Here is a 21,595-nt window from a genome sequence, read left to right on the forward strand (position 1 = left end):
TTGGTCACCCAGTTTCCTTCTGCCCCAGTCAGCGATCGCCATCGCCTCTCGCTGGAACCGATCGCCACACCCGAGAGGCTGCTGCTGGGCCCAGGACCCTCCAACGCCCATCCCACCGTTCTGGCCGCCCTGGCGCGCAGTCCGATCGGCCACCTCGACCCCCTCTACATCGAGCTGATGGGTGAGGTGCAGGAGCTGCTGCGCTACGCCTGGCAAACCGATAACCGCCTCACCATTCCGATGAGTGGCACCGGCAGCGCTGCCATGGAAGCCACCCTGGCCAACACGGTCGAGCCGGGCGACGGCGTTCTGGTGGCCGTCAAGGGCTACTTCGGCCACCGCCTTGTGGACATGGCCCAGCGCTACCGGGCCGAGGTGCACACGATCGAGCGCCCCTGGGGGGAAGCCTTCAGCCTGGCTGAGATCGAAGCGGCCCTGCTGCTGCACCATCCGAAGATCCTGGCGATCGTCCATGCCGAAACCTCCACCGGCGTCTGCCAGCCGATGGAGGGGATCGGTGAACTCTGCCGCCGTCACAACTGCCTGCTGTTGCTCGACACGGTCACGTCCCTCGGCGCTGTGCCGATCCACCTCGACGCCTGGGGCGTCGACCTGGCCTACAGCTGCAGTCAGAAGGGCCTGAGCTGCCCTCCCGGTCTGGGACCGTTCAGCATGGGACCCAGGGCCGAAGCCAAGCTCTCCGCCCGCAGCGGCAAGGTACCCAACTGGTATCTCGATGTCTCCCTGCTCAATCAGTACTGGGGCAGCAACCGCACCTACCACCACACGGCCCCGGTGAACATGAACTTCGGCATGCGCGAAGCCCTCAGGCTGCTGGCCGATGAAGGCCTGGACAATGCCTGGGCCCGCCATCGCCAGAACGCGGAACGTCTCTGGGCCGGTCTCGAGCGGCTGGGGCTCGAACTCCATGTGGCTGAGCCCCTGCGGCTGCCGACCCTGACCACGGTCCGGATTCCGGAGGGCATCGACGGCAAGGCCTTCAGCCTGCATCTGCTCAACCGTCACGGCATCGAAGTGGGAGGCGGCCTCGGGGCCCTGGCCGGCAAAGTCTGGAGAATCGGCCTGATGGGCTACAACAGCCGTGCCGAAAACGTCGACCGGCTGCTCAATCTGCTTGAAACGGAGCTTCCCGCCTTCCGGACGGGCGCGTCGAGCGATCAAGCCGCTGTTGCCGTCGCTGCTGCCTGAACCAGCCGGCCAGCAGATCCTGGGCCTCGGCAGCGAGCACCCCCCCCAGCACCACCATCGGATGGTGAGCGCTCGGGTCGATCGACAGATCCAGGCAACCACCCAGGGCGCCGCGTTTCGGGTCGGCAGCGCCAAACACCACCGTGCCCATCCGGGCCTGGATCAGGGCCCCGGCGCACATCGGGCAGGGCTCCAGGGTCACCAGCAGCGTGCTGTCGTTGAAGCGCCAGTCCCCTCGCAAGCCTGCGGCCTGCCTCAGCGCCACAAGCTCGGCATGCCCCAGCGGATCCTGTCGGGTCTGGCGCTGGTTCGTTCCCCAGCCCAGGCAACGGCCGCGGCCATCAAGAACCACGGCGGCAACCGGAACCTCCCCGCGCGAGCCGGCCAGGCGGGCCAGGCGGAGCAACCGCTCCATCCAGAGCAGCCGCTGATCATCCGCACAGGCAATTGGGGTGGGCACAACCGGGGGCGGGGGCGAGGATGCTGGGCGAGCTGGGGTTGGACGTGAACTGATGCAGCCAGGCTGACACCCCGCCAGAGTGCCCCCAGCTCCAGAGAGGATTGACTGCAGAAATGGTCACTGCAGAACAGGTCAAACAAGGTCACCGCCCAGGACAATCGCTGCCCAGCGCCATGCACCGCCTCCCAGGAGAATGATCGGCCCGACCACCCTGCCCGCTTTGAGCCCCCTGCCCGGTGCCGCCTCCCTGCCGGTGCCGGTCGGCAGCTGCGGGCCGCTGCCCTTCGCTTCTCCCGACCAGGTCGATCCGCAACTGGAGACATTTCTGCGGGATGCCGCCGATCAGCTCTGCCGCTGGCTGGGTTCCTCCTCCAGTCGCCCGCCCCTGCCGGGACTCAGCCTGCTGCCTGGCCTGGAGCCTCAGAAGGATGGGCTCGATGGTGAGCGGCTCCTCTCAGATCTTCAACAGCTGATGGACGGGGCGTACAACCCCAGCCATCCAGGTGCCCTGGCCCATCTCGATCCGCCCCCGCTCACCGCCTCGCTGGTGGGCGACCTGATCTGCGCCGGGCTCAACAACAACCTGCTGGCCGAGGAACTGTCCCCGTCCCTGAGCAGGCTGGAGCGGGGCCTCTGCGCCTGGCTGGCTCGCCGGCTCGGGCTCGGCGAGAAGGCGAGCGGCGTCCCGGCCAGTGGCGGCAGCCTCAGCAACCTGATGGCCCTGGTTACCGCACGCCGGAGCCGTGGTCTCGGGACCTGCCAGGAGGCCGTGGTCGTGGGCAGCGCCGACCTGCATGTCTCGATCGAGAAGGCGCTGATGGTGATGGGTCTGCCGAGCGAGGCCCTGAAGCGCCTGCCCGTCGATGCGACCGGTGGCCTCGATCCGCTCCGGCTGGAGGAGGCGCTGGAGCAACTGCAGCGAGAGGGCAGACCCGTGATCGCCGTGGTGGCCACCGCCGGCACCACGGTGAGGGGAGCGGTGGATCCCCTGGTGGAGATCGCCGCCCTTTGCCGCCGCCATGGGATCTGGCTGCACGTCGATGGGGCGATCGGTGGGGTGCTCGCCCTCAGCGAGCGCCACCGCCATCGGGTGGAGGGAATCGGCCAGGCCGATTCGGTCACGATCAATCCCCAGAAGCTGCTGGGAATCACCAAGACCTCCTCGCTGCTGCTGCTAGCTGATCCCACCCTGCTGCCCGCCACCTTCGGCACCGGGCTTCCCTACATGGAGCCGAGCTGGGCCGATGGCCACGGTGGGGAGTACGGCCTGCAGGGCAGCCGCAGTGCCGAGATCCTCAAGCTCTGGCTGGGTCTGCGCCAGCTTGGACTCTCAGGTGTCGAGCGGGTGATCGAGTCGGCGATCACGCGACGGCGACGGTTGCAGCGACGACTGGAGCACGACCTGCCGGCAGGGGAGCTGCTCCTGCTCGGTGGTCCGCTGCACCTGCTCGCCTTCAGGCCGGCCGGTCTCGACCCGATCGCCACGGAGCGATGGTCGACCCAGTGCCGCGCCGCCCTGCTGGCCGAGCAGCTGATGCTGTCACGGCCGCTTTACCAGGGCCACCACCACCTCAAGGCGGTGCTGGGAAACCCCCATACCGGTGAGGCCGAGCTGGAGCGGCTTGGGGCCGTGGTGCGGCGGTCGCTGCAGGGGGTCGCCCCTGGAGCCAGCCCGGTGGTGGCGAATGGCTGAGCCGAGCCGCCGGGGCCGCTGGGTGGCGATCATCACCGGGGCACTCTCGATTCTGATCGGTGTGCTCTATCTGGGCCTGATCACGGTGCTCGACGCCCGCGGTCCCCTTCTGCCGCCTCCCCCCGAGGCCCTGGGCGCGGCGGCAACTGCGGATCCTTCCGCCGTTGCAGAGGCTCCACCACCCGGTTGAAAGCCGCCTCCAGGAAGCGTTTCAAGGCACCATCCCGGCGGTTGAGGTCGTATTGCCGTTGCACCACCTCCTGCAGTCCGCCATCGCCCCAGTCCTGGTCCTGCTCGAAATAGGTGATGAAACTCTGGCCGGCGATGCGGGTCAGCCAGGCTGCGCCAACCCCCTGCACCGCCTTGCTGACCACCAGCGCCGGCAGATTCAGGGTCAGCGCCGAACTGATCAGGCTCAGTCCCCCCTTGATCATTCCCAGCCCGGCCAGGGTCCGTCCCACCGAAAGGGCCAGATCCTGCCCGCTCTGCCGGGAGAGGTTGACCCCGTAAACCCGGCCGATCTCCACCACCATCTGGGCGTTGACCGCGGCGGTGCCGAGCAGATCAACGACGGGCAGGGGGTTGACCACAAGCACGCCCGCCCCGATCCACATGTAGCGCTCAACGATGCCTTCAGCATCGCGGCGACGCTGGCGAGCCAGCAGCGCCCGGCTGGCAGCACCGAGGCAACGGCTCTGCAACAGGATGTTGTCAGCGATCAGTTCCTCGCCGTCCTGGTGGAGCAGCGTGGCCAGTCGTCGCACCAGGGCCTGCACCTCCGGGTCCGGTTGCAGGGGCCTGCCGCCGGGCCGCGGCAGCGACTGGGGCGCCGCACTGGTGGGAACCACATCTTCGGTGTCGAGCCGGCCACCGGCGCGCTGGCGCAGCAGGCCGATCAGTCGCCGTTCCTCCTGCTCCCCCCGCAGATCGCATTTGTTGAGCACCAGAATCAGGCGCTTGCCCAGACTGGCGAGGGTCTCGAACACCTCCAGCTCGGCAGCCCGCAGATCTCCATCCACCACCAGGAGCAGCAGATCGGCCCGCGCAGCCCGTTGCCTGGCCACGGTTTCCCGCTCGCGGCCATCCGCCCCGGCTTCGAGGATCCCCGGCGTATCGACCAGCTGCAGGCCGCGGCGCAGTCCCTTCAGCCTCAACCGATAGGTCTCACACTCGCTGGTGGAGCCCATCGGCGCCCCCACATCCCCCACCACCTCGTTGAGCAGGGCCCGGATCAGCGACGTCTTGCCGGCGGACCCCGCCCCGAACACAACCAACACCAGGTCCCCCCGGGCCAGTTCCGCCTCCACCCGGTCACGTTCCTGGCGCAGCGCTTCGCGTTCGACATCGTCGCGAACCCGCTCAAGCACTTGATCAATCGCCTGAAGGTTGCGCTCGGCCGCTTCCTGACGGCTCGCCAGCGGCCCCTGAATGGTTGGCGGGGGCAAGCGAGCCGGGCGGGGCTGGCGCCAGGCCAGCAGCCAGGGCCAGGCCAGCCGCAGCGCCAGCAGGCCGCCGCCGCCGAACAGCAGCAACATCACCGGCCCCACCAGCCAGTAGGGCAGCAGGTAACTCAACTGCCAGAGAAGGGTGTTGAAAGCCTGCAGCAGCAGGGACGCCGCCACCACCGCCGCCAGGGCTGCCCCCAACCACAGCCAGGGCCGGAAGCGACGCATCACGGCTTGGCCACGGCCGGCTGTGAACCCCGGCCCGCCGCACGGATGATGTCTCCCCAGAGGCCGGCGGCCAGGGCACTGGAGCCGGCGGTGGGCCGATTCTGGTCATTGCCCAGCCAGATCCCCATCACCCAGTGCCGGCTTGGCTCGTAGCCCACGAAGACCAGATCATGCCCCTTGTTGGTGGTGCCGGTCTTCCCCCCTTCCTCACCGCCCAGGTAGGCGGCGGTGCCGGTGCCACCGCGCACTACACCCCGCAGCAGAGCCTGCATCTGCCTGGCCACCGCGGGCTTCACCACCGGCCGGGCCGGGCTGATCGTGCGACCTGGACCACTGGGCTGCTTGCGACAGCGGGCATTGTCGAGGCCGCCACAGGTTTCGGCATCGGTGAGTCGCCGCACGGTGCTGGGGGCGTGCCACACCCCGTCATTGGCGACGGCGGCGTAGGCGGCGGTGAGTTCGATCAAGCGCACCTCGCTCTGGCCCAGGGCCAGCCCGGGCACCGCCTGCATCGTGGAGGTGAGGCCCAGGTCCCGGGCCATTTGCTCCACCTTCTCCAGGCCGACCCGCCGGGCCAGGCGAAGGGCGGCGGTGTTGCTGCTGATCGCAAAGGCCTGGCCCAGGCTGAGCGTGCCGCCACAGGAGCTGGCGAAAGACTGGCCGGCCCACTTCAGCGGACCGCAGTTGAGGCCGGCGGACGGCTTGATCCCCTGGTTGAGGGCCGCGAGGTAGGTGAACAGCTTGAAGGTGCTGCCCGGTTGGCGCAGGGCCATGCTGGCCCGGTTGAACTGACTGCGGCGGTAATCGCGACCGCCGGCGATCGCCAGCACCCCGCTGTTGCGACTGTCGAGTACCACCACCGCCCCCTCACTCACCCCGGCCGGCGCCCCGACATCGAGCCTGCGGCGCAGCTGGCGTTCCACCACCTGCTGCAACAGCGGATCAAGGTGGGTTTCGACCAGGAAGTTCCCTTCGGCGGCCACATCAGCGCCCAGCAGACCCTCCAGATCGCTGCGCACCTGGTCGGTGTAGAAGGGCACCGGTCGGTTGCGGCCGCCCCGGCAGGCATCGGGACCCAGTTGCACCGGACGACGGCGGGCCTGGCGGGCCTGATCGGCACTGATCCGTCCGGTGTTGGCCATCTTCAGCAACACCCCATTGCGGGCCTCAAGAGCAGCCTGGGGATTGCTGCAGGGATCATGGCCGTTGGGGGATGGCAGCAGCCCCACCAGCAGCGCAGCCTCCTCCAGGCTGAGTCGGGCGGCAGGCTTGGCGAAGTAAGCCCGGGCAGCGTCTTCGAAGCCCCAGCCCACCCCCAGATACACCCGGTTGAGATAGCTGAGCAGCAGGGCGCCCTTGCTGAAGCGCGCCTCCAGCTGCAGGGCAACGAGCAGCTCCCGCCATTTGCGCACCAGGGTCTCCCCCTCCCCCACCTGGTCGGGATACAGGCTGCGGGCCAGCTGCTGGGTCAGGGTGCTGCCCCCTTCCAGCACCCGCCCCCCCAGCAGATTGGTGACCAGCGCCCGGCCGGTGCCGATCGGATCCACACCGGGATGCCACCAGAAGCGGCTGTCCTCGCTGGCCAGCAACGCTTCGATCAACACCCTTGGGTAGTTACTGAGCGCTTTGTTCTCGCGGTGTTCGCTCGAATCAGCAGAACTGAGGGGCCGGTTCAGGCGGTCGTAGAGAGCCACCGGTCCCCGCACCGGCGCCAGGCTGCCCCGCACGGGCATCAGCACCACCGAAAACCCCAGCAGCAGCATTCCAGCCGAGGCAACGGCGGCGGCGGTGGCGGCGGCGACCCTGAACAGGGTGGGCAGGCGTGGCTGGGGGCGACGCTGAAAAACCAGCTCCGGCAGACCGGGCTCCGTGGCGGGTCCGAACCGGACCGCATCTCCATCACGGAGCAGCAGCTGGCTGATCCGCTGCCCACGCCAGTAGAGGCCATTGGTGGAGCCATCGTCGCGGAGCAGCCAGTCGGAACCGATCTGCTCGAGGAGGGCATGGCGCTTGCTGACCGCCGGATGGTCGAGCCAGACCTCCAGGCGGCTGTCGCGGCCCAGGCGATAGAGACCACCGTGCAGGCTGATCCGGCGGCTCGGATGGCCCGGAACGAAGAGCTCCAGGAGCGCTTCGGAGGGCAGGGAGCTTGCCGCCACCCGTCGATTCAGCAGCTCAGCGCCCAGCACCGGACCGCCCCTCCCACAGGTCCAGGGCGAGGCAGGCCACCGCCACGTTGATGGCCAGATCGGCCAGGTTGAACACCGGGAACGGGAATGGAACCAGCTCCAGGAAATCAACGACACCCCCCAGCCGCCAGCGGTCGAGGCCATTGCCCAGGGCCCCCCCGAGCAGGGCGCCCAGTCCCACCGCCTGCCAGCGACGCAGGCTGTCCTGCCGCTGAATCCAGACGATCAGACCGATCCCCACCAGGAAACTGACCAGACCCAGCAGGGCAGTGGATGACTGAAACAGACTGAAGGCCGCGCCGGTGTTGAACACCAATCGCAGGCGCAGCAGGCCCGGCAGGAAAGGCTGGGGAGCGGCGGGGGCGAGGGCCATGCCCGCCCAGGCCTTGCTGAGCTGATCGAGCAGCACCACCGCGGCGGCGATCAGCCAGGCGACCCGTCTGCGGGACTGGACAGGCAGCGTCATTGGAATGTCGTCACTGGGCAGATGTCATGGTTCGACCAGAAGCAGCCTGCGCAGAGGCACCGCCAGCACGGCAACGGCACAGCAGAGCAGCAGCTGCGGCAGCAGTGGGCCCAGGCTGTAGCTGAGCAACAGATCAACCAGGCTGCCTCCCCAGCGGCCCACCAGGCCACCGATCAACAGGTTGGTGATGCCACAGAGCTGAATGGTCAGCAGACCCAGCAGGGCGGCCCCGAGCAGGCGCAGCAGCTCACCCATCCCCTCCTGCCGTGCCAGCCGACCGGTCACCCAGCCGGCCGGCACGAACCCGGCCAGGTAGCCGAAGCCGGGGTCGAGCAGATAGGCCATCCCACCGCCGCCGTGGAACACCGGCAGCATCAGCAGACCCAGGCTCAGGTAGGCCACGGCCGCCAGCAGGGTGGGCCGCGGTCCGCAGACGAGCGCCGTGAGCAACAGGGCCGGAACCTGAGCCGTGACCGGCAGTTCCTGCAGGACAACGCCGCCACCGGTCGTCGGCAGGGGAATGAAGGTCTGAATCAGACCACCGCTGATGATCAACAGCAGCCCCACGATGGCGCCGCTCCAGTTGGCTAGGGCCCGCAATCGAATGGAACCTGACTCTCCCCATCCTGCTGTAGTGGGGAGCAGCCGAGAGCATCGAACCATGAACTCCTCAGACAGCCCCCCTCCCCATGCCTGGACGGTCGGGACACGGGTGCGCCTCAGCGGCAGCCCCGACTTCCTCAAAACCGCAGATCCCATGCCGATGCTGCGCCCCCCCGACCTGGTCGATCCCAGTGAAGTCGGGCAGATCACCGGCCTCAGGGCCCTGGATCAGGTGGCGGTCCGCTTTCGCCGTGGCACCTTCGTGATGCGGGCCGATCAGCTCAGCAGCGCCGAAGCGGAGGAGCCCAGGGGGTGAGCGGCCCAGGCCCGCTCCGCGGCGGCGAGGGCCGCTGCGGGTCCGCAGAGGCTGAGGCTGGGGCGCGCCAACAGGGAGCGGGCGGCCTGCCAGAGAGCTTCTGGATCAAGGGCTTCAGCCTGCTGGCTGGCCTGATCGGGGTAGGACCAGGGCAGGCCATGGCCCAGCACCAGGGCCTGACGATCAGCGATCTGGCCACAGGTCTGACGACCGGTGGCCACAAGGCCACGGAACTTGGCCAGGGCAAGCTGCCACTCTTCAGTGGTGAGGGGCTGATCAAGCAGCCGCTGCCATTCCTCCAACAACTGGGTGGTGGCCTCGGTGGCCCGATCCGCCGAGCTGGAGAGATGAAGCACGAAGGGGGCGGCGCCGCGCCTGGCCGGCAGGTGAACGCCCACGTCGTAGGCGAGACCCTGTTCCTCGCGCAGCACCACGAACAGGCGACTGGACATGCCCACCCCCAGATGGCACTGCAACAGCCGCAGGGCCACGGAACGGGGATCAGCCAGGCAGACCGTGGCCGCCCCCAGCATCAGGACGAGTTGCTCGGTGTCGAGTTCGGTGCTCACCAGGGCGGCGATCGAGCGACCACCGGGGCCAGCTGCCGCCAGCGGCGGCGCGGTGGGCCAGAGCGGTCCGACCGGAGGCTCCAGCAGCGCCGGCAGCTGCGGCGGCGGCTGACCGGTGATCACCAGAACGGCCCCTTCAGCGCCGAGCCGGCCAGCCGCCTCAAGCAGCTGGGGACGCTCCAGAGCCGCCAGTTCATCCTCCACGCCGAGGGGATCGTGGCCGTAGGGGCCTTCGCCAAACAACTGATGCCGCAGCAGGTCGTGGGCCTGCTGAAACGGGTCTTCCCGCTGGCGGAGCAGCGCCTGCAGGTTGAGCTGGCGCTCCAGGCTGATCTGATCGCTCGCCAACCAGGGGTTGAGCACCATCGCGTGCAGCAGGGGCAGCAGGGCGGCGCTGTCGGCACTGGCGCACTTGAGGCTGATCAGCAGGCCGTCTTCGGTGGCCTCGCAGCGGAGCTCATCACCGAGGCCCTCGACCAGATCGGCCATCGCCTCGCCACTGAGGTCGCCGCAACCCCGACTGAGCAGGCCTGCCAGCAACTGGGCGCGGCCCCGCTGACCGCGGGGATCGGCGCCGCTGCCGCCCCGGATCCACAACTTGGCGGAAACGATCGCCGGTCCGCTCCGGCGCAGCACCCAGACCGGGCAACCACCCTGCAGGGTGAAGGTTTCAGGCGTGGGGAGAGGGGGGTGAAGCAGGGCGCTCATGCCGGCAGCACCAGCAGACGGCAGGCCTTGCCCGGATCGAGCAGCGGCACCATCTCACTGCGGATGCGCTCCGGCGACCAGGCCTCGAGCAGCTCCAGGGGATGGCTCAATGGTGCAAGGCGGCCCCAGAGCCCCTGATGGCCGGTGAGACCGGCCACGGCGGAAGCCGACTCCAGGCCGAAGCGGTAGCCATTGGCCACCAGCCGCCGGGCCCGCTCCAGTTCCTGCTCCGTGGGGGGCGCCGCGCAGAGCTCCTGCCACACCTGGGAAATCTGGGCCTCCACCCGCTCGGCCTGGCCAGGATCGAAAACCGCCTCCAGAAGTCCGAGGCTGCCGGCCTCCAACACGTTCAGATCCAGATCAATACTCTCGACGAGCCTGAGATCTTCCCGCAGCCGTTGGACCAGCCGGCTGCGCTTGCCTTCGGCCAGCAGTGTGGTGAGCAGATCGGCACCGGCCACCGCATCCAGATCGGCAGCCGCCGGGAACGACCAGGCCATCAACAGCCGTCCGGCCTCCAGCCGGGGCAGGCGCAGATCGTGGCGGCCGCTTTGCAGCCGCAGCGGCGCGAACCCGGCAGCGGTCAGCCCAGCGTCAGCCTGATGGTCAGGGGGGGACAGCCCAGCCAGAGGGCTGCTGGCCAGCAGGCCTTCGAGATCGAGATCCCCCACCGCACCGGCCATTCCCAGGCTGCAGTGCCCGGGTTGATAGCGGCGCCTGTGAAACCGGGCCATCCGTTGCGGGTCATGGTCCAGAAGAGACCTGCGATCGCCGAGGATCGGGCGGCCATAGGGATGGCCGGGGCAGGCCAGGGCGAGCAGCCGCTGGAAGGCGACCTCTTCCGGTTGATCTTCACTCTGGGCCAGCTCCTCGAGCACCACCTGCTTCTCCATGCCGAAATCGTCCGGGTCGAGCCTGGGATGGAGCACCAGATCCAGCAGCAGATCGAGTGCTTCAGGCGCGGCGGCCGGCGGAATCAGGACGTGATAGTGCACATCGTCAAAACCGGTGGCTGCGTTGCTGCTGCCTCCAAGGGCCTCGATGCGACGGTCGAACTCGCCGGCGGCGAGCTGGCCGCTGCCCTTGAAGACCATGTGTTCCAGAAAGTGGGCCAGGCCGTATTCCTCAGCTGCCTCCGTGCGGCTCCCCGCCTGGCACCAGAAATCGAGACAGACCACCGGAGCCTGCTCCTGCTCAACGGTGACGACCTGGACCCCGTTGTCGAGCTGGAAGGCGAGAGGGGACGGGAAGATTTCCTCTGAATCCTGCGAAAACACCAAATCCTGCGAAAACACCAAGGGCTGAACCGATCACGCATGGCAGGATCAGCATTCTGCTGGCTGAGGCAGCCTCCGTGACCAGCACAGCATCAACCGCCGGCGGCATCCATCCCCTTGTAGACGCTCTGGCCGAGCAGATCCGGGCCAGCTGGCTTTCCCTCCCCGCCCTGGAGGGGCTGGAGATCGCCCCCGATCTCGAAGCGATCACCGGCAGCCTCGATGGCGAGCGCCTGTTCATCCACAACGAGCTCAGGCGCTGCCGTGGCCTGCGCAAGCTCCATCTGGAAACGGCCCGGCTCGGGGCCGGGCTGCAGATCCTGCATTGCGTCTACTTCCCGGATCCCCGTTTCGATCTTCCCGTGTTCGGAGCCGACATCGTGGCCGGGCCCGCCGGGGTTTCCGCCGCGATCGCCGACCTCTCCCCGACCACGGGGGTGCTGCCGACCGGCATCGCTGCCGGTCTGGAGAACCTGCCGGTTCATCCGTTCAGCCAGATCCGCGAACTGCCCGCCTGGGGCACGATCTTCTCTCCTTTCGTGCGCTTCGTGCGGCCGGTCGGCGCCACCGAGGAAGGCTGGTTCATCGAAGAGGTGAACGGTCTGCTGGCGGTGCTCGCCACCGCCATTGCCCAGGCCGAGGAGCAACCCCTGAATCACCCGGCTACGATTGATCGGTATCACGGCCAGCTGTCCTATTGCCAGCAACAGAAACGCAACGACAAGACCCGGCGGGTCCTGGAGAAGGCGTTCAACCCGGCCTGGGCCAACCGCTACATCGAGGAACTCCTGTTCGACGATCCGCCGCTGATCCCGGCCGACGGATCAGGCGCCCGCTGCTGATCGCCGCGGCGGCTCTGCTGCTGCTGGGGGGAGTTTTCTGGTTCTGGCAGTCGAGGCAACGTTCGGCCGTGGCCAGAGCTCCCCGCGCCCAGCCTGCCGTCGCCCCTGAAGCGGTGTCGGCCCTGGGCAGGCTGGAGCCGGCCGGCGATGTGCGCAAGCTTGCCGCGCCGACGACCGATTTCGGCGGCAGCCCGCGGCTCTCCGAGCTGCTGGTTGAAGAGGGGGACAGGGTCGCCCAGGGACAGGTGCTGGCCCGCTTCGACAACGGCCCCACCCTGCAGGCGGAGCGGCGGCTGGTGAACAGCCGCATCACCAACCTCAGCAGCCAGGTGATGGTGCTGGAGAGGGAGATCAATCGCTACCGCCAGCTGGCCCGGGCCGGCGCCACCGCCGCTGCGGATCTGGAATCCCGCGAACTCAAGTTGATCGAGCTGAAAGGGAACCTGATCGAAGCGCGCAACCAGCTGCTCAAGACCGACACCGACCTGGTGAACACCGAGCTCCGCGCGCCGATCGCCGGCACCGTGCTGCGTCTCCAGTCGCGGGTGGGTGAGCGGCCAGGTGAAAACGGCATCCTGGAACTTGGAGCCAGTGACCGGATGGAGGCGGTGGCGGAGGTCTACGAAAGTGACATCAGCCGACTGCGTTTCGGCCAGAAAGCAACGGTCACCAGCGAGAACGGCGGTTTCAGCGGCAGCCTCGGCGCCAGGGTGATCCGAATCAGCCCCCAGGTGCGCCAGCGCCAGGTGCTCTCCACCGACCCCACCGGCGACGCCGACGCCAGGGTGGTGGAAGTGCGGCTCGAACTCGATCCAGCCGATATCAGCCGGGTGCGCAATCTCGTCGGCATGAAAACGATCACCCGCTTCCAGCCATGAGCGCCTTGTCCGGCCTGGGCCGGCTCTGGACCTCCCGGCGCATTCCCCTGGCCTGGCTGTTGCTCACCCGGCAGCCGGTACGGCTGGCGGTGGCCCTGGCCGGCATCAGCTTCGCCGGGATCCTGATGTTCATGCAGCTGGGCTTCCGCGACGGCCTGTTCGATGCCAGCGTCACGATCCACAAGCTCTTCGATGCCGACCTGGTGCTGATCAGTCCGCGGACGATCAGCTCGATCAGCATGTTGGGATTTCCGCGCCGACGCCTGGTGCAGGCCCTCGGTGATCCCGAGGTGAAGGGGATCACACCGGTGAACTGGAACTTCCTGCTCTGGCGCAATCCCGAAACCAAAAGCACCCGCTCGATTCTGGCGATCGGCTTCGAGCCCAACGATCCCCTCTTTCTGGACCCCGGCTTGAAGAGCAAGGCGAAGCTGCTCACCCAGCGCGGCCGTGTCCTTTTCGATGAACTGTCCCGGGAGGAGTTCGGGCCGGTCGGGCCCTGGTTCCGCCAGGGCCGCACGGTGGAAACCGAGGTGAGCGGCACGCGGGTGCGGGTGGCGGGGCTGGTCGGACTCGGCCCCTCCTTCGGCGCCGACGGCAACCTGATCACCAGCCGCGAAACCTTCCTGAGCCTGCTCCCGGAAACCCCTGCAGGCAGCATTGAGCTGGGTCTGATCCGGCTCAGCCCCGGCGCAGAGCCTGCCGAGGTTCAGCAGCGCCTGCGCAAGCAGCTCCCCAGGGACGTGACCGTGTTCACCAAAAAGGAGTTTGAGGAATCCGAAAAGGACTACTGGCGCAGCAGCACGGCGATCGGCTTCATCTTCACCCTGGGGGCCGGCATGGGCTTCGTCGTGGGCTGCGTGATTGTTTATCAGATCCTCTACTCCGATGTGAGCGATCACCTGCCGGAGTACGCCACCTTGATGGCGATGGGCTATCCCCTCACCGCCTTGCTCGGGGTTGTGGGCAGGGAAGGATTGCTGCTTGCCCTGCTCGGCTACCTGCCCGCCTACGGGGTTGGCCAGGGGCTCTATGCCCTGGTGCGCTCAGCCACCAAGTTGCCGGTGGAGATGAACACCACCCGCGCCGTCGTGGTGTTCAGCATGATCCTGGTGATGTGCATGGGTTCAGCCGCGATGGCGATGCGGCGCCTGGCCGACGCCGATCCAGCCGAGATCTTCTGACCCTGGGCCAACCCGGGCCAACCACCCTCCGACCGAACCGCTTCCCATGGCTGTCCACCCCACCCACAGCGACGGCACTGGGAACGGCACCGTCACCGGCACCGGCAATGGAACCGGCAACGGCAGCAATGCCCCGTCCACCGACGATCCGCCGATGGTGGATCTTCACGACCTCTGCCACTGGTACGGCGAGGGCGAGATGCGGCGCCAGGTCCTGCAGAACGTGGAGCTGCGCATCCACCCCGGCGAGGTGGTGCTGCTGACCGGCCCTTCCGGCTGCGGCAAGACAACCCTGCTCACCCTGGTGGGGGGGCTCCGCCAGGTTCAGCAGGGGCAGGTCACGGTGATGGGGGAGCAACTGGAGGGCTCCAGCCGCCGGCTGCGTCAACAGCTCAGGCGCCAGATCGGCATGATCTTCCAGGGTCACAACCTGCTGCGCTGCCTCACCGCCGAGCAGAACGTGCAGATGGGTTCGGATCTGCTCCCTGGCCTCGGCTATCGGGCCCGGCGAGACCAGGCCCGCGAATGGCTGCGAGCCGTCGGCCTTGGCGACCACCTGGGCAAACTCCCCCATGACCTCTCCGGTGGCCAGAAGCAGCGGGTGGCGATCGCCCGGGCCCTCGCCGCCCACCCCAGGCTGCTCCTGGCCGATGAACCCACCGCCGCCCTTGACAGCCGCAGCGGCCGCGAAGTGGTGGACCTGCTGAAGCGGCTGGCCCGGGAGCAGAGCTGCGCCGTGCTGATGGTCACCCACGATCCCCGCATCCTGGATGTGGCCGACCGGCTGGTGGCCATGGAGGATGGACGCCTCCGTACCGCGCCGCTGGTGGCAGCAGCGGGCTGAACCGGGCTTGACAGCTCCGGCTGGAGGCCAGGAGTAGGATGGTTTTTCTCTCCCCAAGGTCCATCCTTTCTCCATGGCGAAACGCAGGAACCTCAAGAAGGAAAAGCAGGAGCGCAACCGCTCCTACGCCCGCAAGTTCAAGAAGCGCAAGCTGCGCAACGACGGTCGCGGCGAAGGAGCCGGCAACGGGGTGACCGGCACCGCCAACAACGGTGGCGCGGCCGACTGAGCAGCGGGAGCATGTTCCCCAGCGTCGTCATCCCCACCTACAACCGCCGGGCCATCCTCGAGAAGTGCCTGCGGGCCCTGGAGCGGCAGCAACTGGCCGCTCCGATCGACACCTACGAGGTGGTTGTCGTCGATGACGGCTCCACCGATGGCACCGCCGACTGGCTGCGCCGGAATGCCGCCGCCTTTCCCCATGTGCGCCTGATCGAGCAGGACCATGGCGGCCCAGCAGCGGGGCGCAACCGGGGGGTCGAGCAGGCCCGCGGTGATGTGATCGTCTTCATCGACAGCGATCTGGTGGTGACCGAGCTCTTTCTGCTCTCCCATGCCAGGGCCCTCTCCCGCCACTGGCTGGAGCGGGGCAACAAGCTCTGCTTCACCTACGGAGCGGTGATCAACACCAGCAATTTCGACGATCCCACCAGCGAACCCCACAAGCTCAGCGATCATTCCTGGGCCTACTTCGCCACCGGCAATGTGGCGATCGATCGATCCCTGCTGGAGCTCTCCGGCCTGTTCGACACCGGCTTCCGCCTCTATGGCTGGGAAGATCTGGAACTGGGAGAGCGCCTGCGCCGCATGGGAGTCGAGCTGGTCCGCTGCCCGGAGGCACCCGGGTATCACTGGCATCCGGCCCTGAGCCTGGAGCAGGTTCCCGATCTGGTTCGCATCGAGCAGGAGAGAGCTCGCATGGGCCTGGTCTTCTACCGCAAACACCCCACCAGGCGTGTCCGCTTCATCATCCAGTTCACCTGGTTGCACCGCCTGCTCTGGGAACTGCTCACCCTCGGCGGCCTTCTCAATGAGCGCAGCCTTCGTCCCCTGCTGGCCTGGCTGCTGCGCCACGGCCATTCCGCCCTGGCGATGGAACTGCTCCGGCTGCCACTCAACCGGATCGGTGTCCGCGCCCTCTACCGGGAGGCCCGGGCGGAGGGATTGAGCTAACAGGCTCTTTGGTAACTTGAGAGGTCCCCCAACACCGCACACCTGTCCGTTTCGGGTGCTCAGGCGAACCCGGTGACTCCCCCTGGAGCCACTCCGCCCTGATCCCTGGCAGGTGGAGGCGAACCCGAAACCCCTCTCAACCATGGCTGTCGTTACCCTCTCCGAAATGATGGAGGCGGGTGCCCACTTCGGGCACCAAACCCGCCGCTGGAATCCCAAGATGTCGCGCTACATCTATTGCGCGCGCAACGGAGTCCACATCATCGATCTCGTGCAGACCGCGATCTGCATGAACAACGCCTACAAATGGACCCGCAGCGCCGCCCGATCCGGCAAGCGCTTCCTGTTCGTCGGCACCAAGAAGCAGGCCTCCGAAGTGATCGCCATCGAGGCCGCCCGCTGCGGAGCCTCCTACGTGAATCAGCGCTGGTTGGGCGGCATGCTCACCAACTGGAGCACCATGCGCGCCCGCATCGACCGGCTCAAGGATCTGGAGCGGATGGAGTCCTCCGGGGCGATTGCGATGCGGCCGAAGAAGGAAGCCGCCGTGCTGCGGCGCGAGCTCGACCGTCTTCAGAAGTATCTCGGTGGTCTGAAGAACATGCGGCGGCTGCCGGATGTGGTGGTGCTGGTCGACCAGCGCCGTGAAACAAACGCCGTGCTCGAGTGCCGCAAGCTCGACATCCCTCTGGTGTCGATGCTCGACACCAATTGCGATCCCGATCTCACCGACGTGCCGATTCCCTGCAACGACGACGCCGTGCGCTCGGTTCAGCTGGTGCTCGGACGCCTGGCCGACGCGATCAACGAAGGCCGGCATGGTGCCCCCGACCAACGCTCCGGCGACGACGAGGAGTCCTGAGCCCATGGGGCTGGCTGCTTGACCAGCCCCGGACCCGGTCCCTTTCTTCCTGATCTCTCTCCATCCCTTCTCCCCATGGCTGCGATCACAGCAACCCTCGTCAAGGAACTGCGCGACAAAACCGGCGCAGGAATGATGAACTGCAAGAAGGCGCTGACGGAATCCGATGGCGACATGACCAAAGCGGCCGAATGGTTGCGCCAGAAAGGCATCGCCACCGCCGAGAAAAAGGCTGGACGCACGGCGGCGGAAGGCGCGATCGGCAGCTACATCCACACCGGTGCCCGGGTTGGGGTGCTGCTGGAACTGAACTGCGAAACCGACTTCGTCGCCCGCGGCGATCTGTTCCAGGATCTGCTGCGCAACGTGGCGATGCAGATCGCCGCCTGCCCCAACGTTGAATACGTCAGCACCGACCAGATCCCCGAAGACGTGGTTGAGCGGGAGAAGGCGATCGAAATGGGTCGCGACGACCTGGCCGGCAAACCCGACAAGATGAAGGAGAAGATCGTCGAGGGGCGCATCGGCAAGCGCCTCAAGGAGCTGGCGCTGCTGGAGCAACCCTTCATCAAGGACAGCTCGATCACCGTGGCTGAGCTGGTCAAACAGGTGGCCGGCAAGATCGGCGAGAACATCCAGGTGCGGCGCTACACCCGCTACACCCTCGGTGAAGGCATCGAGGTCGAACAGGTGGATTTCGCCGCTGAGGTGGCCTCCATGGCCAGTCCGGCCCCTTGACCACCGCCCGCACCCTTTCAACAACGGCAAGGCCTTGGACCGCAGAGCCACGGCACTGAGCGAGGCGAGGGAACAGTTGCAGCGGATGCAGCAGCGGCTTGAGCAATCCAATGCCGCGCTGGTTCACGAGCTGACCCTCTACTTCCAGGTGTTGCGGGAGGGGTTGCCGATGGCCGTTCAGCAGGCGGCCTTCCATGTGGCCACCCAGCTGGTCCCGGAGCGCTACGGCTCCCTCGAAGAGGGTCGACGCCAGGAACTGCAACGGCGGCTGAGGGAGTTGGTGGAACGCTGCGGCTCCCTGCTCACCCTGGAGCAGCTGATCGTGCTCGGCCGGCAGGTTCAGTCGGAGCAGAAACGGCTGCATCGACGCGAGCAGCAACGACTGATCGCCGCCCTGACCGACCAGCCAGAACAAGACTCCTCCGGCGACGATCCAGCCAGCCAGGGCCCGCTTCCGCCGGGTTCGGTGCGGCTCGGCCTCGATCTGCCGCTCTCCGCCGACCTCTTTTCCGCCGGCCTGCCAGGGCTGGCCGGCCTGGCCGCCCTTGGCCTCTCGCCGGCGGGGAAGCCCCCTCCAACTGGCATCGAGGCCGATCCAGACGATCTCGCTGCAGCCGCTGATCACCGGGCCGACGAGGCCTCACCGGAGGCCGGGGGAGCCGAAGCGGACACTGGCGATTGCGCTGAGGAAGCTGGCGATCAAGACGACGAAACAGCCACGGAAGCTGGGGAAAGTGGGGAAGCTGGGGAAGTTGGGGATGAGGAGGAAATGGAGGAGTTGGAGGAGACGGAGGAGTTGGAGGATATGGAGATGGATGAGGAGGAAGACGCTCCCGGCGATCTCGGAGCCGGGCGGCTCGACGCGCTTCGCTCCAACCAGGGCCTGCAGCAACTCTTCGCCATGGCCTCCGAGCAGTTCGGTCGCGATGCCACCAGGGAGGAAGACGAGGAGCAGGAGCTTCCAGCCGACCCTGAAGACGGGGCCTCACCGGTTGTGCTGCCCGACCAGCCGATCGCGCTGCTGCGCTGGTGGGAGGTGCTGGATCGTGCCTTGCAGCGACGGTTACGCAACCTGTCCCACGCCATCAATCTCGATCTGCTGCGGCTCGGCCTGACCCGCAGCCTGCTGCCGATCAACCTGCTCGATGCCGTGCTCGACGGCCAGATCGAAGCGATGCCTGCTCCTGCCAATCTGTTGCGCCTATCCCTGCCCTTCGCTCCTGAGGCGATGGCCGGACAACTTGAGGCGATCGGCCTGCTGCTGCGCAGCAGTGATCTGGAGTTCGATCAAGCGCGCCTGCGCACCTGCCGGCGCCGACTGGAGCAGCGGCGGCAGGATGTGCGCAAAATGGCTCGGCAATACCGCCATTGGCAGCGGCGCACCCAGGCCCTCGAAGCGGAACAGCAGTGGTTGCAGGACAGCCAGACCAACCTGCCGGCTCCCCCCTGAGCCGCCCCCCCCAGGTGGGAGCGGAGTGGATCGCGACCCTGCAGAAGGCCCTGCAGATCGAAGCGGATCGGGGCTTTCCGGACCTGGAGGGCAGGCAGGAACGGTTCAGCGTCTTCCTCGCCCGCCATTGCCGCGAACCCTCGGCGGGGCTGGCGCCCCTCGACCTTGAGTTCGATCGCTACGCCCAGCTGAGCCTGGCCGGTCGCCAGAACCTGGTCCGACGCTGCCGGGAGGCGCTGCATCGGCTGCGGCAAAGCCTGGAGCCCGCCTCCCCCTTTGCCCCACCGAGGCTGCGCCTGGCTCCCCTGCCGCGGCAGGGGGGGGCGAACCCATCGAGGCCGACCCCGATCGGGCCGAACACCCCGCTGTCGGAGGTGCCCGGCATCGGGCCGAAGCTGGCCACCAAGCTGGCGGGCCTTGGGCTGCTGCTCGCCGCCGACCTGCTGCGCCATTACCCCCGCGACTATCTCGACTACGCCCACCTGGTCCGGATCAACGCCCTGGTGCCGGGCGAAACCGCCACGGTCGTGGCCACGGTGCGGCGCAACCATGCCTTCACCAGCCCGCGCAACCCCAACCTGTCGATCCTGGAGCTGCAGGTGCAGGACATCACCGGTCGGTTGCGCCTCAGCAAGTTCTTCAACGGCAAGCGATTCGCATCAACAGGCTGGTTACGGGCCCAGGAACGCCAGTACCCCGCGGGCAGCACCCTGGCCGCCAGTGGCCTGGTCAAGCAGACGCCCTGGGGACCCACCCTGCAGGACCCCCTGATCGAGGTGCTCGATGGTCCGGGCGCGCCCGTGCGCTCTGAGCAGATCGGCCGTCTGCTGCCGGTTTACGGGCTCACCGAAGGGTTGAGTGCCGAGCGGCTGCGTCAGGCGATCCAGGCGGTGCTGCCGGCCGCCGCCCCCTGGGGGGATCCGCTGCCGGCCACCCTGCGGCGGCGGCTGAACCTGCTCGATCGTGCCGCGGCCCTGAAGGGCATCCATGCCCCGGTGGATCAGGCTGAGCTCAAGGCCAGCCGGCACCGCCTGGTCTTCGATGAGTTTCTGCTGCTGCAGCTGAGCCTGCTGCGCCGCCGTCAGCAGCTGCGCAGCCGCCCCTCGCCGCCCCTGCTGCTGCCGCCGGGGCAATCCAGCCTCGTGGCTGCCTTTCTGGAGCTGCTGCCCTTTCCGCTCACATCGGCCCAGCAACGGGTGCTGGGCGAGATCCGCGCCGACCTCGCCCGGGAGCGGCCGATGGCGCGCCTGGTGCAGGGGGATGTCGGCAGTGGCAAAACCGTGGTGGCGATCGCCGCCCTGCTCACCGCGATCGAGGCCGGCTGTCAGGGGGCCCTGATGGCACCCACCGAAGTGCTGGCCCAGCAGCACGCCCGCAAGCTGGGGGAATGGTTGCCCCAGCTGCAGATCCGCGCCGACCTGCTGACCGGCTCCACATCGCGTCTCAGGCGCCGGGAACTGCTGCAGGATCTGGCCAACGGCCAGTCGCAACTGCTGGTCGGGACCCACGCTCTGATCGAGGATCCCGTGCATTTCGCCCGGCTCGGGCTGGTGGTGGTGGATGAACAGCACCGCTTCGGGGTGCGACAGCGCAACCGCCTGCTCGGCAAGGGCCTCCAGCCGCATCTGCTCACCATGACCGCCACGCCGATTCCCCGCACCCTCGCCCTGTCGGTGCACGGCGATCTGGAGGTGAGCCAGATCGATGAACTTCCCCCCGGTCGTACCCCGATCCGCACGCGGCTACTGCGGGGCAGCGAACGCCTGGAAGCCTACGAACTGATCCGTGACCAGGTGGCCCAGGGGCAGCGGGCCTATGTGGTGCTTCCCCTGGTGGAGGAATCGGAGACGCTGGATCTCCGCTCGGCGGTCGAGGTCCATGAGCAGCTGAGCAGCGAGGTATTCGCCGACCTGCGGGTCGGTCTGCTCCATGGCCGCCTCGACAGCCGCCAGAAGCAGGCGGCGATCTCCGCCTTCGCGGCCGGGCAGACCGATGTGCTGGTCGCCACCACCGTGGTGGAAGTGGGCGTGGACGTCCCCGAGGCCAGCGTGATGGTGATCGAGCACGCCGATCGATTCGGGCTGGCCCAGCTCCACCAGCTGCGCGGGCGGGTGGGTCGGGGTGCCGCCGCCTCCCACTGTCTGCTGATCAATGACAGTCGCGCCCCCCAGGCGAGGCAGCGGCTGGAATTGCTGGTGCGCTCCAGCGATGGCTTCGAGATCGCCGAGATGGACCTGCGTCTGCGGGGGCCGGGGCAGGTGCTCGGCACCCGTCAGTCGGGTCTGCCGGACCTGGCCCTGGCCAGCCTCACCGACGACGGCGACGTGCTGGATCTGGCCCGTCAGGAGGCCAGCGCCATTCTGGAAGAGGATCCCGACCTGCAGCGACACCCTGGCCTGGAGCGCGCCCTGAGCGAACAGCGCCAGGCTGAAGCGGCCCGCTTGAATTGAGCACCGCCGCT

The 21,595-nt window shown here is 67.8% G+C and carries 20 protein-coding genes; 13 read left to right on the forward strand and 7 right to left on the reverse strand.

Translation table 11 applies throughout. The features are described 5' to 3' along the window. On the forward strand, positions 1-1,209 hold the full coding sequence (locus tag ACXMDY_RS07035) for a pyridoxal-phosphate-dependent aminotransferase family protein (protein ID WP_259702288.1): 1,209 nt from the start codon (positions 1-3) through the stop codon (positions 1,207-1,209). Here ACXMDY_RS07035 and ACXMDY_RS07040 read toward each other — a convergent pair. Then, positions 1,127-1,624 carry a nucleoside deaminase gene (locus ACXMDY_RS07040; protein ID WP_259702345.1) on the reverse strand — a complete coding sequence of 166 codons (498 nt, stop codon included), beginning with the start codon at positions 1,622-1,624 and terminating at the stop codon, positions 1,127-1,129. The two genes, ACXMDY_RS07035 and ACXMDY_RS07040, sit on opposite strands and share 83 nt — an antisense overlap. Positions 1,625-1,862: 238 nt before the next feature. On the opposite strand from ACXMDY_RS07040, the gene ACXMDY_RS07045 reads away from it, so the two are divergent. Next, positions 1,863-3,362, forward strand: coding sequence for a pyridoxal phosphate-dependent decarboxylase family protein (locus ACXMDY_RS07045; protein WP_259702287.1), 1,500 nt, complete (start codon positions 1,863-1,865; stop codon positions 3,360-3,362). Positions 3,363-3,442: 80 nt separating this feature from the next. On the opposite strand, the gene ACXMDY_RS07050 is transcribed toward ACXMDY_RS07045, so the two are convergent. From ACXMDY_RS07050 to ACXMDY_RS07065, 4 genes are read right to left on the reverse strand one after another with little or no spacing between them, the layout of a single operon-like run. Further along, positions 3,443-5,035 (reverse strand): YcjF family protein, encoded by a 1,593-nt coding sequence (locus ACXMDY_RS07050; protein WP_259702344.1) that lies wholly within the window; start codon positions 5,033-5,035, stop codon positions 3,443-3,445. Then, on the reverse strand, positions 5,035-7,224 hold the full coding sequence (locus ACXMDY_RS07055) for a transglycosylase domain-containing protein (RefSeq protein ID WP_399244133.1): 2,190 nt from the start codon (positions 7,222-7,224) through the stop codon (positions 5,035-5,037). The genes ACXMDY_RS07050 and ACXMDY_RS07055 overlap by 1 nt, the downstream gene beginning before the upstream one ends. Beyond that, positions 7,211-7,690 carry a signal peptidase II gene (gene lspA / locus ACXMDY_RS07060; protein ID WP_259702286.1) on the reverse strand — a complete coding sequence of 160 codons (480 nt, stop codon included), beginning with the start codon at positions 7,688-7,690 and terminating at the stop codon, positions 7,211-7,213. The genes ACXMDY_RS07055 and lspA overlap by 14 nt, the downstream gene beginning before the upstream one ends. A 24-nt stretch (positions 7,691-7,714) precedes the next feature. Further along, positions 7,715-8,290 (reverse strand): biotin transporter BioY, encoded by a 576-nt coding sequence (locus ACXMDY_RS07065; protein ID WP_259702285.1) that lies wholly within the window; start codon positions 8,288-8,290, stop codon positions 7,715-7,717. Positions 8,291-8,351: 61 nt separating this feature from the next. Between ACXMDY_RS07065 and ACXMDY_RS07070 the strand changes: the two genes are divergently transcribed. Then, on the forward strand, positions 8,352-8,609 hold the full coding sequence (locus tag ACXMDY_RS07070; RefSeq protein WP_259702284.1) for a DUF3148 domain-containing protein: 258 nt from the start codon (positions 8,352-8,354) through the stop codon (positions 8,607-8,609). Here the strand turns inward: ACXMDY_RS07070 and ACXMDY_RS07075 are convergent. Continuing rightward, complete coding sequence (locus ACXMDY_RS07075; protein ID WP_259702283.1) at positions 8,570-9,886, reverse strand: M16 family metallopeptidase; 1,317 nt, start codon at positions 9,884-9,886, stop codon at positions 8,570-8,572. The two genes, ACXMDY_RS07070 and ACXMDY_RS07075, sit on opposite strands and share 40 nt — an antisense overlap. After that, entirely contained in the window at positions 9,883-11,163 is a 1,281-nt protein-coding gene (locus tag ACXMDY_RS07080; protein ID WP_259702282.1) for a M16 family metallopeptidase, read from the reverse strand. Before ACXMDY_RS07080 ends, ACXMDY_RS07075 begins: the two co-directional genes overlap by 4 nt. A gap of 47 nt (positions 11,164-11,210) precedes the next feature. On the opposite strand from ACXMDY_RS07080, the gene ACXMDY_RS07085 reads away from it, so the two are divergent. The 10 genes from ACXMDY_RS07085 (at position 11,211) to recG (ending at position 21,584) form a co-directional block, all read left to right on the forward strand. Beyond that, positions 11,211-12,005, forward strand: coding sequence for a phycocyanobilin:ferredoxin oxidoreductase (locus tag ACXMDY_RS07085; RefSeq protein ID WP_399236321.1), 795 nt, complete (start codon positions 11,211-11,213; stop codon positions 12,003-12,005). Positions 12,006-12,073: 68 nt separating this feature from the next. Beyond that, positions 12,074-12,883 (forward strand): HlyD family efflux transporter periplasmic adaptor subunit, encoded by an 810-nt coding sequence (locus tag ACXMDY_RS07090; protein ID WP_259702280.1) that lies wholly within the window; start codon positions 12,074-12,076, stop codon positions 12,881-12,883. After that, the gene (gene devC, locus ACXMDY_RS07095; protein WP_259702279.1) at positions 12,880-14,067 is read left to right on the forward strand and encodes an ABC transporter permease DevC; all 1,188 of its coding nucleotides are present in this window, start codon (positions 12,880-12,882) and stop codon (positions 14,065-14,067) included. The genes ACXMDY_RS07090 and devC overlap by 4 nt, the downstream gene beginning before the upstream one ends. Before the next feature lie 154 nt (positions 14,068-14,221). Beyond that, entirely contained in the window at positions 14,222-14,911 is a 690-nt protein-coding gene (locus ACXMDY_RS07100; protein ID WP_259702342.1) for an ATP-binding cassette domain-containing protein, read from the forward strand. 73 nt (positions 14,912-14,984) lie between these two features. Then, positions 14,985-15,140 (forward strand): hypothetical protein, encoded by a 156-nt coding sequence (locus tag ACXMDY_RS07105; protein ID WP_011129965.1) that lies wholly within the window; start codon positions 14,985-14,987, stop codon positions 15,138-15,140. Positions 15,141-15,151: 11 nt separating this feature from the next. Further along, positions 15,152-16,084 carry a glycosyltransferase family 2 protein gene (locus tag ACXMDY_RS07110; RefSeq protein ID WP_259702278.1) on the forward strand — a complete coding sequence of 311 codons (933 nt, stop codon included), beginning with the start codon at positions 15,152-15,154 and terminating at the stop codon, positions 16,082-16,084. Positions 16,085-16,226: 142 nt separating this feature from the next. Next, on the forward strand, positions 16,227-16,946 hold the full coding sequence (gene rpsB / locus ACXMDY_RS07115) for a 30S ribosomal protein S2 (RefSeq protein WP_259702277.1): 720 nt from the start codon (positions 16,227-16,229) through the stop codon (positions 16,944-16,946). A 75-nt stretch (positions 16,947-17,021) separates the two neighbouring features. Further along, positions 17,022-17,684, forward strand: coding sequence for a translation elongation factor Ts (tsf, locus tag ACXMDY_RS07120; protein ID WP_259702276.1), 663 nt, complete (start codon positions 17,022-17,024; stop codon positions 17,682-17,684). 34 nt (positions 17,685-17,718) lie between these two features. Further along, positions 17,719-19,134 carry a hypothetical protein gene (locus tag ACXMDY_RS07125; protein ID WP_259702275.1) on the forward strand — a complete coding sequence of 472 codons (1,416 nt, stop codon included), beginning with the start codon at positions 17,719-17,721 and terminating at the stop codon, positions 19,132-19,134. Then, on the forward strand, positions 19,092-21,584 hold the full coding sequence (gene recG, locus ACXMDY_RS07130) for an ATP-dependent DNA helicase RecG (protein ID WP_399244129.1): 2,493 nt from the start codon (positions 19,092-19,094) through the stop codon (positions 21,582-21,584). Before ACXMDY_RS07125 ends, recG begins: the two co-directional genes overlap by 43 nt. Positions 21,585-21,595 lie beyond the last annotated feature (11 nt).

The organism is Cyanobium sp. ULC082 (genome assembly GCF_977927535.1).

Coding starts and splice junctions, on each gene's coding strand:
- ACXMDY_RS07040 (WP_259702345.1), bottom strand. CDS start 1,624: ATGGAGCGGTTGCTCCGCCTGGCCCGCCTGGCCGGCTCGCGCGGGGAG.
- ACXMDY_RS07045 (WP_259702287.1), top strand. CDS start 1,863: ATGATCGGCCCGACCACCCTGCCCGCTTTGAGCCCCCTGCCCGGTGCC.
- ACXMDY_RS07050 (WP_259702344.1), bottom strand. CDS start 5,035: ATGCGTCGCTTCCGGCCCTGGCTGTGGTTGGGGGCAGCCCTGGCGGCG.
- lspA (WP_259702286.1), bottom strand. CDS start 7,690: ATGACGCTGCCTGTCCAGTCCCGCAGACGGGTCGCCTGGCTGATCGCC.
- ACXMDY_RS07070 (WP_259702284.1), top strand. CDS start 8,352: ATGAACTCCTCAGACAGCCCCCCTCCCCATGCCTGGACGGTCGGGACA.
- ACXMDY_RS07075 (WP_259702283.1), bottom strand. CDS start 9,886: ATGAGCGCCCTGCTTCACCCCCCTCTCCCCACGCCTGAAACCTTCACC.
- devC (WP_259702279.1), top strand. CDS start 12,880: ATGAGCGCCTTGTCCGGCCTGGGCCGGCTCTGGACCTCCCGGCGCATT.
- ACXMDY_RS07100 (WP_259702342.1), top strand. CDS start 14,222: ATGGTGGATCTTCACGACCTCTGCCACTGGTACGGCGAGGGCGAGATG.
- ACXMDY_RS07105 (WP_011129965.1), top strand. CDS start 14,985: ATGGCGAAACGCAGGAACCTCAAGAAGGAAAAGCAGGAGCGCAACCGC.
- ACXMDY_RS07110 (WP_259702278.1), top strand. CDS start 15,152: ATGTTCCCCAGCGTCGTCATCCCCACCTACAACCGCCGGGCCATCCTC.
- rpsB (WP_259702277.1), top strand. CDS start 16,227: ATGGCTGTCGTTACCCTCTCCGAAATGATGGAGGCGGGTGCCCACTTC.
- tsf (WP_259702276.1), top strand. CDS start 17,022: ATGGCTGCGATCACAGCAACCCTCGTCAAGGAACTGCGCGACAAAACC.